A 12,798-nucleotide genomic window follows, 5' to 3' on the forward strand; every position below is an offset into this window, starting at 1 on the left:
GGTGGCGGGCCCGCTCGGCCGGTCCGCGCCGGCGGCTCAGGCGGTGTGCAGCCTCAGTCCGTAGCGGTTGAGGATCTCGTTGACCGGCTGGTGCCAGGTCTCTCCGCCGCTGCTGCAGTTGCCCCAGCCGCCGGAGGTGACGCCCTGGGCCTGGTCACCGCTGAGGAAGGAGCCACCGGAGTCGCCGGGCTGGGCGCACACGCTCGTCTTGGTCATCTGGTGGACGGCGCCCTGGCTGTAGTTCACCGTCTCGTTCTTCGCCAGCACCCTGCCGCAGTGCCAGTGCGTGGTGGAGCCGGAACGGCAGATCGAGGCGCCCACCGGGGCCTCGGCGGAGCCGCGGACGAGCTGGTCGGGGACCGTGCCCCAGCCGAGCACGACCGGTACGGTCCACCAGCCGCTGCCGACGTTCACCCAGGCGTAGTCGTTGTCCGGGAACGACGACCCCTGGAAGTTGCCGACGTAGGAGCGGTCCCAGCCGTAGACGGCCGAGCCCGGCGAGCCGCAGTGCCCGGCGGTGACGAAGCCGCCGTGCACGGAGAAGCCGATCGAGCAACGGACGTTGCCGGTGTAGTAGGGGTCGCCGCCGACGGTCCCGGCGGCGAACGTGCGGGGTGCGGCGGGAGTGTGCCGCACCGTCACGGGACCGGCGTCACGGGCCCGGGCGAGGAAGGCGCGGACATCGTTGTCGTCCCGGTGCTCGGCGACGACGTTCACGACGACCTTGTTGGCCTTCGGATCGACGTGCCAACTGCCCACACCGGCAGGCGCGGACAGGGCGTCGATCCTCGCCTTCGCCGCGTCGAGCTGCCGCGCGCTGTGCCGCACGACGCGCACGGCCGCCCCGGTGCCGCGTACGGCGTCGGCGGCTTCCTCGCCGGTGACCGCCACGGTGAGACGGCCGCGTTCGGCGTCGAACCAGGAGCCGCCGTAGGCGGCACCGGCGGCCTCGCGCGCCCTGCGTTCGGTCGCCGTGGCCTTCTTCTCGGCGGCGAGGCGTGCCACGGCCGCGTCGCGGCTCAGCCCCAAGTCCCGCTGCATGGCGTCGAGAAGCCCGGGGGAGGCCGGCGCCTGGGGGGAGCGCGCGGGGGCTTCGGCCGCGGAGGCAGGCAGGGCACTGGCGGTGGCCCAGGTGCCGATCAGGAGGAGTGCGGACAGCGCGGTGCGCAGACTTGTGGTGCGTCTCAAGGGATGCCCCTTCGTTGTTCCAGCAGGGTGGGGGTGGAACAGCCGAGCTTGAGAGCGCTCTCTGAGGTGCGCGGCAGAGCCTAGCCCCTGATCAAGGAAAGGTCTATGCCATGGACGGGGGCGTCTGTTGAGGGGGAAGAGAGGGCATGTTCTCCGGCCAGGAGGGGAGTTGGGCCCAGGGGTCGGCGTCGGGTTCTGCCAGGATGGCGCCATGGCCGATGTCCTGCGTCTTCCTGAGCCTCCGGCGCGTGAGGCCGACTTCGACGACGACTTCACCGCCCCGCACCTCAGGCGGGACCTGTGGGTGGATCACTACCTGCCGCACTGGACGACACCCGAACGCTCGCGGGCCCGCTACGACATCGACTCCGCCGGACTGCGGCTGCGGATCGACGCCGACCAGCCGGACTGGCGCGAGGAGGACGCTCCGCTCCGGGTGTCCAATGTGCAGACCGGCGTCTTCTCCGGGCCCGTCGGGTCGCGGCGGGGAACGCACCGGCACCGGCCGGACGGGCTGGTCGTCCGCACGCAGACGCCGGAGAGTCTGCTGTGGGCGCCCAGCGCCGGACGCGTGGACGTGACGGTCAGCGCGAGCCTGGACCAGGGGTGCATGCTCGCCGCCTGGCTCGTGGGGACGGAGCACCTGTCCGGGCAGGACACGGGGGAGCTCTGCGTCTTCGAGATCGACGCCGACGCCGTCGGAGCGCGGGGCAGCCGTGCCCGTTGCGGCGTGAAGGCCCACTCGGACGGGAGGCTGACGACCGACATGGCGGAGGTCGCCCTGCCCCTGGACGCGTCCGAGCCGCACACCTGGACCGTCGTCTGGGGGCCGTCCGGGACGCTCATCGGCTGCGAGGGCGTCGTCGTGAAGCAGTCGTCCCAGGCTCCCGGGTATCCCCTCTTCCTGCTGATCGACCTGTTCGAGATCGGCCCTCGGCCGGAGACGGACGCGGCGTATCCGAAGACGGCTCGCGTCCACCGCGTACGAGGGTGGGACCGCGGAGCGGGAGCCGGCGCACCGTAGGGGTGCTCGCTCAGGGGAACTCCTTGTCTGGAGCCGTCGTCCCGGGCACTGCCGGATCCGCTGCCCGGAGGGTCAGAACGCGTAGCGCACCCGCAGCCAGGGAGCGTGGCGGTCGATCAGGGCGCGCAGGGTGCGCACCGCCTCACCCTTGATCCCGTTGCGGTAGCGGACGTTCAGCGCGCCGTTCTCGGAGCGCTTGGCCTGCTGGAGCTCCGGCCGCCACAGGGCCTGCTCCGCCCGCGGGTGCCAGCCGAGGTTCACCTCGTGCAGCTCCTGGTTGTGGGTCAGCATGATCACCTCGGCGGCGGCCTGCTGCTTCACCCGGAGCGGCAACACGTCGTCCAGGTGGGTCAGCAGCTCGGACCAGGCCTCCTCCCAGCCGGGGCGGAGAACCACGGGGGAGAGGTTGAAGTGCACCTCGTACCCCGCGTCGAGGAAGTCCGCCGCGGCGGCGATCCGTTCCGCGACGGGCGAGGTGCGCACGTCGAGCAGCCGGGCGTCGTCGGGCGGCATCACCGAGAAGCGGATGCGGGTACGGCCCCGAGGGTCCAGGGCCAGCAGGTCGGGGTTGACGAACTTGGTGGCGAAGGAGGCCTTGGCCGTCGGCCACTGCCGGAAGGCGTGCACCAGATCCGCGGTGTTGTCGCAGATCAGCGCGTCCACCGAGCAGTCGCCGTTCTCGCCGATGTCGTACACCCACGCCTCGGGGTCGCACTGGTTCGGCTCGGGCTTGGGCCCCTGCCGTGCGATGTGCCGGCCGAGGTGGGCGATGATCCGGTCGATGTTGGTGAAGACGGTGATCGGATTGGCGTAGCCCTTGCGGCGGGGCACGTAGCAGTAGGCGCAGGCCATGGCGCAGCCGTTGGAGGGACCGGGGGCGATCCAGTCCGCGGAGCGGCCGTTCGGGCGGGTGGTGAGGGTCTTCTTCTCGCCCAGGACGAGCGTCTCGCCCTTGACGCGCACCCAGCGGTCGACGTTGCCCTCGTTGCCGTGCAGGCCGGGGATGCGCCAATGGGAGTCCACCGTGGTCAGCCGTGCGTCGGGGAACCGGGCGCGGATCTGCCGACCGCGCGGGGACGCGGCCGCCGCCGGCTCGGCGTAGATGTCCCGCACGGGCAGCAGGCGGCGGGCGGTGGCGGAGGTGCGGAACGAGGGGTCCTGGCGGTCGGTCGTCGCGACGGATCCGGGGGAGAGCGCGTCGAGACCGAACAGCGCCCCGGAGTCGTCGTCCGGGACGCCGGACGGGTGGTGCATGGGTGCTCCTGTACGGACGGGTGCCAGGAGGAGAGAAATGTCCCCTGCACACAACTGTACGGGGCTCCCGGTCCTCGGGTCAGGCGTTGAGCTGCCAGATCGCCAGGTTCAGCGCGGCCGCGTACAGCGTCCACAGCGCGTACGGCACGAGAAGGAGGAACGCGGCCCGGCTGCGGCGCCGGAAGAGCAGCATCGTGACGCCCAGCGCGGCGAGCAGCAGGCAGATGTCGAGGAACGCGAGACCGTACCGGCCGGCCCCGAAGAACAGCGGGGTCCAGGCGAGGTTGAGCAGGAGCTGCGCGCCCCACGCGACGGTCTCGGCGCGGACGCTCGCCGGGGTGCGTCCGCGCAGGACCAGCCAGGCGGACACGGCGATGGTGGCGTAGAGCACCGTCCACACCGGCCCGAACAGCCAGGACGGCGGAGCCCACGCGGGCCGCTCCAGCGACGCGTAGATGCTGCCGGCGTCCGCCGCGGCCGTGCCGCCGACGGCGGCCACGCCGTAGCACAGCCCGAGCAGCAGCAGGAGCAGCAGCCACTGCGAGAGGCCCTGCGGTCGGTGGCTGCGGTGGTGCGCGGCTTCCGTCACCGGCTGTCTCCTTCCGGGGAGGCCGTGCGGGTGCGGCCCGTGGATCTCGGGTAACCGGCGGGCGGGCGCCCATGCCCGGCGCCCGTACCGGTGGACCGCACGAGGCGCCCGGCGGCGCCGCCGGGCCGCGGGCCGCCGGCGACCCGCGCGCACCCCGGCGTCCTTGCAGGGCGGTCACCGGCTGCGCCCGCGGCTGCGCGCGCGGTACCGGCGGGAACGAGCCATGGCCATCCGTGCACCGCGCATCTACCATGGAAAGCGCGACCCCTGCCGGGCCTGCGGCGTCGTCGTGCCGCAGCCCATCCACCGGCTCAGCCGGTGCCACGCGGAGGTGCGCCGTGCCCGAAGATCGCTGGTTGCTGTACCGCGATGCCGTAGCCGAGGTACTCGCCGGCGGCGGACGCGCATGGCTCCGGGAGGCCGCCTGCATCGGCGAGGACCCCGAGCTGTTCTTCCCGCTGGTGGAGCGCGAGACCGATGCCCGGGTCGCCGAGGCCCGTGCGGTGTGCCGCCGCTGCCGTGTCCTGCTGGCGTGCCGCTCCTGGGCCATCGAGCACGGCGAGGACGCGGGCATCTGGGGCGGCACCACGGCCCGGCAGCGCCGGGCCATCAGCCGGGAGATGCGCATCGGCGGCGGCGAACGGCCGGTCCCCTGAGCGCGGGGGGATCCGTACGGCCCTCCTGGAGGGGCAGCCGGTCCTGTGCGGTGGTTGCCTGACGGGAGACGTCTTCCCCGCCGGCAGGAGAAAGGTACGGCCGTGGCTCCTGAGTCCTCCCTCCACTACACCGTCCCGGGCATGACCCCCGAGGACAGCTCCGAGATCATCGCGCTGCTCCAGCAGCGGCTGCACTCGCTCAACGATCTGCACCTGACCCTCAAGCACATCCACTGGAACGTCGTCGGCCCGCACTTCATCGCGGTGCACGAGATGCTGGACCCCCAGGTCGAGCAGGTGCGGTCCATGACCGACGACCTCGCCGAGCGGATCTCCACCCTGGGCGGAGTGCCGCAGGGCACACCGGGCGCGCTCGTCGCCGACCGGTCCTGGGACGACTACTCCATCGGCAGGGCCGAGGCCATCGAGCACCTGGGCGCGCTCGACGTGGTGTACACCCGGCTCATCGAGGACCACCGCGGGGCGATGGAGGCCACCGAGACCTCCGACCCCGTCACGCAGGACATCCTCATCGAGCAACTGCGCGGGCTGGAGCTGTTCCAGTGGTTCGTCCGCGCCCACCTGGAGAGCAGCGGCGGCCGCCTGAGCACCGCGGACGCCAGGACCGAGCAGGCGGCGGCGGACCAGGCCGCCGAGCAGGCCCGCCAACAGCCCTGATCCGCGGGCCGCGTTGAGCCCCCGCCCGCGCGCGGTGGGGGCCGTCCGGTGCAGGCGTTGCGTGCGAGAATGCCGCCTGTGACCGGTTCGTCTTCTCCGTCCGTCGTCGAGAGCGCGCCCCGCCGTGCCGGTCTGGGCCCCCGGGCCGCAGCGGCGCTGGTGTTCGGGTCCTCGGCGGCCGTCCTCGTCATCGAGATCGTCGCGCTGCGGCTGCTCGCCCCGTATCTCGGACTGACGCTCGAGACCAGCACCATGGTGATCGGCATCGCGCTGAGCGCGATCGCCTTCGGTTCCTGGCTGGGCGGCCATGTGGCGGACCAGGTCGATCCCCGCCGGCTCATCGGGCCTTCGCTGGGCGTGTCCGGAGCGGTGGTGGCGCTCACCCCGGCCGTGCTGCGCAGCACCGCCGAGTGGGCGCCCGTGGTGCTCCTGCTCATCGCGGGCCTGACCATCCTGGTGCCGGGCGCCCTGCTCTCCGCCGTCACACCGTTCGTCACGAAACTGCGTCTGACCAGCCTCGCGGAGACGGGCACCGTGGTCGGCCGGCTGTCGGGGGTGGGCACCGTCGGGGCCATCGTCGGCACGGTGCTCACCGGGTTCGTCCTGGTGTCGCGGCTGCCGGTCAGCGGCATCCTGCTCGGCCTCGGAGCCCTGCTGGTCGCCGGCTCGGCGTGGTTCGAGTGGCGCACCCGCGGCTGGAGCGGCGCCCCGGCCCTGACCCTCGTGGTCGTCGCGGGGGGCCTCGCCACCACGGTCGCGCCCGGGGGGTGCGACGTGGAGACCAAGTACCACTGCGCGCGGGTCGTCGCGGACCCCGGCGGGGGCGGCGGCCGCACACTCGTCCTGGACGGCCTGCGGCACTCCCACGTCGACCTCGCCGACCCGACCCGGCTGAAGTTCGCGTACGTGCGGGCCATCGCCGCGGTGATCGACGCCGCCTTCCCGCCGGGGCAGCCGCTCGCCGCCCACCACGTGGGGGGCGGCGGACTGACCCTGCCGAGGTACCTCGCGGCCACGCGGCCCGGGACGCGCAGCGTGGTCTCCGAGATCGACGGCGGGGTGGTGCGCCTCGACCGCGACCGGCTCGGGCTGCGCCCCCGGGCAGGCATCGACGTGCGCGTCGAGGACGGCCGGCTGGGTCTGCGCCGGATGGACACCGGCAGCCGTGACCTCGTCGTCGGCGACGCCTTCGGCGGCGTCAGCGTGCCGTGGCACCTCACCACCGCCGAGGCGATGTCCGACGTGCGGCGCGTGCTCGACGCGGACGGGGTGTACGTCGCCAACCTCATCGACCACGGGGACATGGACTTCGCCCGCGCCGAAGTGGCCACCCTCGCCGGGACGTTCGACCACGTCGCCGTGGCGGGCGAGCCCGCCGACATCGGCCTGGGCCCGGCCGCCGGAGCGAAGGGCGGCAACCTCGTGGTCCTCGCCTCCGACCGGCCGGTCGACCTCCGCGCGGTCCGGCGGGAACTGGACGCCCGGCGGACCGGCTGGCGCGTCACCTCCGGCGACGCCCTCGACTCCTGGACGGGCACGGCCGCACGCCTCACCGACGACCACGCGCCGGTCGACCAGCTCCTCCAGCCCTTCGGTCCGCAACGCGGCTGACGCCGGCGAAGGGCCGGTCGGCCTCGCGTCAGCCGCTCGCGCCGAGCGCCTCCGCGACCAGCCCGCGGACGACGCCGAGCGCCTCGGCCCGGTCCTGCGGGACCAGGCCGATGCGGGTGCGCCGGTCCAGCAGGTCGGCCTCGTCGAGGGCGCCCTCGTGCCGCAGCGCCCACAGCAGTTCGGCGCCGGTGACGGGGTGTCCGGGCACGACGGGCTCGCCCAGTCCCGGGTTCCGGGCGGCCAGGGCGTGGACCGCCGGTGCCTCGGTGCCGTAGCGCTGGACGAGGCGGCGGGGGGCGCGCAGCGCGGCGAGCGCCGAGGGAGCCGCGGCGCCGACCAGGGGGAGCGCGGCGGTGGGGGAGGGGCCGGCGGCCAGACCGCGTGCGCCGACCGCTGCGTCCACGGCGTCCTCGGCCATCCGGCGGTAAGTGGTGAGCTTGCCGCCGACGACGCTGACCACACCGTCCGGTGACGTCAGCACCGCGTGCCTGCGGGAGACGTCGGCCGTGCGCGGGGCGGCGCCGGGCTGCGCGGTGGGCGTGGTGTCCAGCAGGGGGCGCAGTCCCGCGAAGGCGCCGACGATGTCGTCGCGCCGGACCGGGACGTCCAGGACCGAGCCGAGGACGTCGAGCAGGAAGCCGATGTCCGTCTCCGGGACCTCGGGCACGTCGGGGACGGGCCCGTCCAGGGGTTCGTCGGTCAGTCCGACGTAGAGGCGGCCGTCGTCCTGGGGCAGGACCAGGACGAAGCGGTTGGTCTCCCCGGGGACGGGGATGTGCAGACCGGCGGGGAGCGGGCCGATGCGGTCCGCCCGCAGGACGAGATGGGTGCCCCGGGAGGGCCGGATGCGGAGGCCGTCGACGAGGCCGCCGGCCCACACCCCGGCGGCGTTGATCACCGCACGGGCCCTGATCTCGCCCTCCTCGCCGGTGAGTTCGTCGCGGACGCGGGCGCCGGACCCGGTGAGCTCCAGGGCCCGCACACGGGTCAGGACACGGGCGCCGCGCGCGGCGGCGGTGCGGGCCAGGGCGGTCACGAGGCGGGCGTCGTCGGTGAGCCGTCCGTCCCAGGAGAGCAGTCCGCCGCGCAGACCGCCGGAACGCAGCGCCGGGGCCAGATGGCGGGTCTCGACCGCGGAGAGCCGGCGGGGGGCGGGCAGGGTGGCGCGGGCGGTGCGCGCCGACAGCCGCAGGGCGTCGCCGGCCCGGAAACCGGCCCACGCCAGCGCGGCCTGGCCGCGCGAGACGAGTCCGGTCAGGGGCAGCACGAAGGGCTGGGCGCGGACCAGGTGGGGCGCCGTCCGCTCCATCAGCACGCCCCGCTCCACGGCGCTCTCGTGGGCGACGTCGAACTGTGCCGAGGCCAGGTAGCGCAGCCCGCCGTGGATGAGCTTGGAGCTCCAGCGCGAGGTGCCGAAGGCGAGGTCGTGCGCGTCGACGGCGACGACGTCGAGACCGCGGGCGGCGGCGTCGAGGGCCGCTCCCGCGCCGGTGGCGCCCAGGCCGACGACCAGCACGTCCACCACGCGGCCGTCGGTCGCCTCGGACAGCTCACGGGTGCGCCGGGCCGCGGACAGGGAGGCCCCGCCGGCCGGGGCGGTGGTCTGGCTCATGGGGTGAGGGTCCTCTCCAGGACGGTGCGCAGTTCCGCGAGGAACGCTTCGGAGGTGAGGCCGGCGTCGTCCTCGTCGGTCATGGTGCGCAGGGACAGGGCGAAGGACTGCAGGATCAGCAGCACCGTCCGCGCCTGCAGCCGGGCGGGTGCCCGGCGCACCGAGCCGTCCGCGTGCCCCTCCCGCAGGGCCCCGGCGAGCAGCTCCAGGAGGGCTTCCTGGCTCGCGCCGCGCCGGTCGAGCACGTAGGGCAGGAGCAGTTCGGGGTCCACGTCGACGATCTTCTGGAACAGCGGGTGGGCGCGGAACGCCGTCACGCCCGCGACCAGGCCGTCGACCAGCGGCGGGCGTGTGCCCAGCTCCGGCCGCCTCTCGGGCATGGCCCCGGTGGCCACCGCGATCCACTCCCGGGTCATCAGATCGCCGACGAGGGAGCGGACGTCGGGCCACCGGCGGTAGAGCGTCATGCGCGAGACACCCGCGCGGCGGGCCACGTCGGTCATGGTCGTCCGGCGCACACCGACGGCCAGGACGCAGTCGCGGACGGCGTCGAGCACCACGTCGTTGTCGGAGGACTTCTGCCGGTCGGAGCCGTTGTGACGATTAGGCGTCATGTGTAACAGTGTAACGCGCAGAGCCGCTCCGGCGGCAACCCCGACGACCGGTGAGGACGACACGCATGGACATGCTGTGGAACGGCTGGGGCGACCCGGCCAGGGCGACGCCGCTGCCCGGCACGGTCACCGGGCTGCTGCGTGACTGGCTCGGCGTCACGCCACAGCCCACGGCACCGGCCCGGCTGGAGGAGATCGAGGTCTCCACGCCCGCCCTGGACGGCGCCCCCCTCAAGGCCCTGCACACCGCCCTGGGCGAGCGGGCGGACAGCGTCCGCACGGACGCCGAGAGCCGGATCCGGCACACCCGGGGCAAGTCCACCCCGGACCTGCTGCGCCTCCGCGCCGCCGACACCACCGACGCCCCGGCGGCCGTCGCCCTCCCGCAGAGCCACGACGAGGTCCTCGCCGTGCTCCGCGTCTGCGCCGAACACGGCCTCGCCCTCGTCCCGTTCGGCGGCGGCACCTCCGTCGTCGGCGGTCTCGCCCCCCGGGGCCGGGCGCCGTTCGTCGCCCTGGACCTGCGCCGCATGAACCGCCTGCTCGACCTCGACCCGGTGTCCCGCACCGCCACCCTGCAGCCCGGCCTGCGCGCACCCGAGGCCGAGGCGCTCCTGGCCGAACACGGCTTCACCCTCGGCCACTTCCCCCAGTCCTACGAGTGGGCCACCATCGGCGGCTTCGCCGCGACCCGCTCCAGCGGACAGGCCTCCGCGGGCTACGGACGCTTCGACGAGATGGTCCTGGGCCTCACCCTCGCCACCCCCGAGGGAACCCTCGACACCGGCCGGGCACCCCGCTCGGCCGCCGGGCCCGACCTGCGGCAGCTGATGCTCGGCTCGGAGGGCGCCTTCGGCGTCATCACCTCCGTCACCGTCCGCGTCAGGCCCGTGCCGCGGACGCGCCGGTACGAGGGCTGGCGCTTCGCCTCCTTCGACGAGGGGACCGCCGCGCTGCGCCGCCTCGCCCAGGACGGGCCGCGCCCCACCGTCCTCAGGCTCTCCGACGAGACCGAGACACTGATCGGCCTCGCCCAGCCGGAGGCCATCGGCTCCTCCGTCGAGCGGGGACACGCGGGATGCCTCGCCGTGATCGGCTTCGAGGGCACCGAGGAGGACACCGCGCAGCGCCGGGCGGCGGCCGCGGCCGTACTCACCGAGTGCGGCGGCGAGTTCGCGGGAGACGAACCGGGGGAGCGCTGGGCCCACGGCCGGTACGCGGCACCGTACCTGCGCGACGCGCTCCTCGAGGCGGGCGCCTTCGCCGAGACCCTGGAGACCGCCGCCTACTGGTCGAAGCTGCCGGGCCTGTACACGGCCGTCCGGGACGCCCTGACCGCCACCCTCACCGAGAGCGGCACCCCGCCCCTGGTCATGTGCCACATCTCGCACGTCTACGAGAACGGCGCCTCGCTGTACTTCACCGTCGTCTCCGCCCAGGGCGAGGACCCGGTCGTGCACTGGACGCGCGCCAAGCACGCCGCGAACGACGCCATCCTCACGGCCGGCGGCACGATCACCCACCACCACGCCGTCGGCACCGACCACCGCGACTGGTACGTACGCGAGGCCACCGACCTCGGGGTCGCCGCGCTGCGTGCCGTCAAGCAGCGGCTGGACCCGGACGGCCTGCTGAACCCCGGCGTCCTGCTGCCGGCCGACTGAAGCCGGCCCGGCCCGCCCGACCGCGCACCACCCCACCCTCACGACAGCCCGGCACCACCCGTCAGCCCGGAGGCACATCGATGCGACAGTTCACCGCGGTCGTCAACCCCACCGCGGGCGGAGCCACCAGCGCGGCGGCGCTGCTGAAGGTGGCCCGTCTGCTCCGGGAGGCGGGAGCCGAGCTGGAGACCGAGTACAGCCGCAGCCTCGCCCACGCCCGCGAACTCGCCCGGACCGCGGGAGAACGCGGCCGGGTGGTGCTCGCCGTCGGCGGCGACGGCATCACCGGAAGCATCGGCGGAGCCCTCAGCGGCACCGGTGCCCTGTTCGGCATGGTCCCGGCCGGCCGCGGCAACGACTTCGCCCGCGCCCTCGGCCTGCCCGGCGACCCCGAGGGCGTGGCGCGCGTCCTGCTCCACGGCACCCCGCGTGCCGTGGACACCATCGAGGTGACCTCGGCCGTCCACGCGGCCACCGTCGTCCTCGGCAGCGTCTACGCGGGCGTGGACGCCCTGGCCAACCAGCACGCCAACCAGTCCCGGCTGCTGCGCGGCTCGGCCTCCTACTACGCCGGGGCCCTGCGTGCGATCAGCACCTGGCGCCCGGCGCGCTACCGCGTCACCGTCGACGGCCGCGACCACGCCTACAGCGGCTACACCGTGGTGGCCGCCAACTCCAGCTACTACGGCTCCGCGCGCCGCATCGCCCCCGACGCCCGCCCGGACGACGGCCTGCTCGACGTCGTGATGATCCGCGACGCGCCGCGCCGTCTGTTCTTCACACTGATGAGGGAGCTGGACACCGGGGCCCACGTCCACCGCCCCCAGGTGCAGGTGGTGCGCGGCCGCGAGATACGCATCGAGGCCGACCGGGACCTGCCCTACGGCGCGGACGGCGAGATCGAGGCCGTCCTCCCCGTCACGGCCAAGGTGCTGCCCGGCGCCCTGCGGGTGCTGTGCTGAGGAGGACCGCCTGCGGGCGGGCTGCCCCGGGGCTCACTCCCGCGGGGCCGTCCCGGGCCGGGCAGAGTGGTCGGGGTGGCCACCGGTGCGCCGCTTCTCCTTGAGCTCGGCCTCGAACAGGTGGTCCTTGCCCTCGGCCAGCTCCTGCCGCGCTTCCTTCTCGGTGGCCTTGAACGGCTCGTAGTAGGTGTCGTTGTAGGCCTCGACGATCTGGAACGTCCAGTGCCCCGGGATGACGTTGCGGCCCAGGATCTCGTGCTGGACGCGATCCGCCCAGGCATGGTGGCCCGCCTCGCGCAGCAGCCCGACCGCACGGTCCAGCTCGAAGTCGGCCCCGCCGGTCAGCTGGTGGAAGGCGTACAGGTGCCCCCGGGCGCGCTCGGTCGTCTCCAGCGCCTTGGACAGGGCGCCCAGGGCCTGGACGGTGGTGTCGGACACGCCCTGCGGTCGGCGGTGGGCCGCGTCGGGACCGTCGTGGTGATCACTCATGCAGGAGCGAGTGCCCAGGACGGGGCCGCTCACATCGGCCTGTTCGGGGGACGCGCGCGGCGGAGCGGGAACAGCCGTCCGGCTGCATCCGTCACAGCCGCCGGTCCGGAAGGACCGGCAAGGGTGCGGGACACCGTCCCGCACGAGAGCCCGCCGGCACGAGGGATACGGGCGGCGGCGCACTCCCCGGGTCCCCGGCGCGGCGGCGCGGGGGACCCGGGTCCGACCACCGCGACCGCGCGGGGGATGCGGGTCCGACCACCGCCGTGGACTCCGGGCCGGCTCGTGCGGGGACGCCGTCTCAGGCGGCGCTCTCGTGCCCGCCCTCGTCCGGGAGCCCCGGCGGCGGCCCGACCTCGCCGTCCTCCGCCGCCCTGCGTCCCGGCTCGGTGCAGTCCAGCTCCCAGTGGTGCCGGCACTCCTCGCAGCGGGGACCGTCCACCCTCACGTCGAGCAC

At 74.4% G+C, this 12,798-nt stretch carries 13 protein-coding genes; 6 read left to right on the forward strand and 7 right to left on the reverse strand.

The genetic code is table 11. The features are described 5' to 3' along the window. Nucleotides 1–36: 36 nt before the first annotated feature. Nucleotides 37–1,188: a S1 family peptidase gene (locus ACFYWG_RS08900; RefSeq protein ID WP_389200167.1), complete on the reverse strand. Its 1,152-nt coding sequence runs from the start codon at nt 1,186–1,188 to the stop codon at nt 37–39. 211 nt (nt 1,189–1,399) lie between these two features. On the opposite strand from ACFYWG_RS08900, the gene ACFYWG_RS08905 reads away from it, so the two are divergent. After that, entirely contained in the window at nt 1,400–2,212 is an 813-nt protein-coding gene (locus tag ACFYWG_RS08905; protein ID WP_385418610.1) for a hypothetical protein, read from the forward strand. A 72-nt stretch (nt 2,213–2,284) separates the two neighbouring features. On the opposite strand, the gene ACFYWG_RS08910 is transcribed toward ACFYWG_RS08905, so the two are convergent. Next, nucleotides 2,285–3,466, reverse strand: coding sequence for a spore photoproduct lyase family protein (locus ACFYWG_RS08910; protein WP_389200170.1), 1,182 nt, complete (start codon nt 3,464–3,466; stop codon nt 2,285–2,287). 79 nt (nt 3,467–3,545) lie between these two features. After that, entirely contained in the window at nt 3,546–4,055 is a 510-nt protein-coding gene (locus tag ACFYWG_RS08915; protein WP_389200172.1) for a TspO/MBR family protein, read from the reverse strand. 338 nt (nt 4,056–4,393) lie between these two features. Here ACFYWG_RS08915 and ACFYWG_RS08920 point away from each other — a divergent pair, with 338 nt between their 5' ends. The 3 genes from ACFYWG_RS08920 to ACFYWG_RS08930 all read left to right on the forward strand — a co-directional run bounded on the left by ACFYWG_RS08920 (nt 4,394) and on the right by ACFYWG_RS08930 (nt 7,000). After that, a complete protein-coding gene (locus ACFYWG_RS08920) occupies nt 4,394–4,711 on the forward strand; it encodes a WhiB family transcriptional regulator (RefSeq protein ID WP_383505775.1) in 318 nt (105 codons plus the stop codon). A gap of 141 nt (nt 4,712–4,852) precedes the next feature. Beyond that, nucleotides 4,853–5,389 carry a Dps family protein gene (locus tag ACFYWG_RS08925; protein ID WP_376327403.1) on the forward strand — a complete coding sequence of 179 codons (537 nt, stop codon included), beginning with the start codon at nt 4,853–4,855 and terminating at the stop codon, nt 5,387–5,389. A 69-nt stretch (nt 5,390–5,458) separates the two neighbouring features. Then, on the forward strand, nt 5,459–7,000 hold the full coding sequence (locus ACFYWG_RS08930; protein ID WP_389200174.1) for a fused MFS/spermidine synthase: 1,542 nt from the start codon (nt 5,459–5,461) through the stop codon (nt 6,998–7,000). A gap of 28 nt (nt 7,001–7,028) precedes the next feature. Here ACFYWG_RS08930 and ACFYWG_RS08935 read toward each other — a convergent pair whose 3' ends face one another. Then, nucleotides 7,029–8,612: a glycerol-3-phosphate dehydrogenase/oxidase gene (locus tag ACFYWG_RS08935; RefSeq protein WP_389200176.1), complete on the reverse strand. Its 1,584-nt coding sequence runs from the start codon at nt 8,610–8,612 to the stop codon at nt 7,029–7,031. Beyond that, entirely contained in the window at nt 8,609–9,226 is a 618-nt protein-coding gene (locus ACFYWG_RS08940) for a TetR/AcrR family transcriptional regulator (RefSeq protein WP_383505766.1), read from the reverse strand. Before ACFYWG_RS08940 ends, ACFYWG_RS08935 begins: the two co-directional genes overlap by 4 nt. A 65-nt stretch (nt 9,227–9,291) precedes the next feature. Between ACFYWG_RS08940 and ACFYWG_RS08945 the strand changes: the two genes are divergently transcribed. Further along, nucleotides 9,292–10,890 (forward strand): FAD-binding oxidoreductase, encoded by a 1,599-nt coding sequence (locus tag ACFYWG_RS08945; protein WP_389200178.1) that lies wholly within the window; start codon nt 9,292–9,294, stop codon nt 10,888–10,890. Nucleotides 10,891–10,970: 80 nt separating this feature from the next. Continuing rightward, nucleotides 10,971–11,852 (forward strand): diacylglycerol/lipid kinase family protein, encoded by an 882-nt coding sequence (locus ACFYWG_RS08950; RefSeq protein WP_383505760.1) that lies wholly within the window; start codon nt 10,971–10,973, stop codon nt 11,850–11,852. 33 nt (nt 11,853–11,885) lie between these two features. Here the strand turns inward: ACFYWG_RS08950 and ACFYWG_RS08955 are convergent, their stop codons facing one another. After that, nucleotides 11,886–12,341 (reverse strand): hypothetical protein, encoded by a 456-nt coding sequence (locus tag ACFYWG_RS08955; RefSeq protein WP_383505757.1) that lies wholly within the window; start codon nt 12,339–12,341, stop codon nt 11,886–11,888. 301 nt (nt 12,342–12,642) lie between these two features. After that, on the reverse strand, nt 12,643–12,789 hold the full coding sequence (locus ACFYWG_RS08960; protein WP_389200181.1) for a hypothetical protein: 147 nt from the start codon (nt 12,787–12,789) through the stop codon (nt 12,643–12,645). Between the last annotated feature and the right edge of the window lie 9 nt (nt 12,790–12,798).

Origin of the sequence: Streptomyces sp. NPDC003456 (genome assembly GCF_042878735.1) — a bacterium.
Lineage (GTDB): Bacteria > Actinomycetota > Actinomycetes > Streptomycetales > Streptomycetaceae > Streptomyces.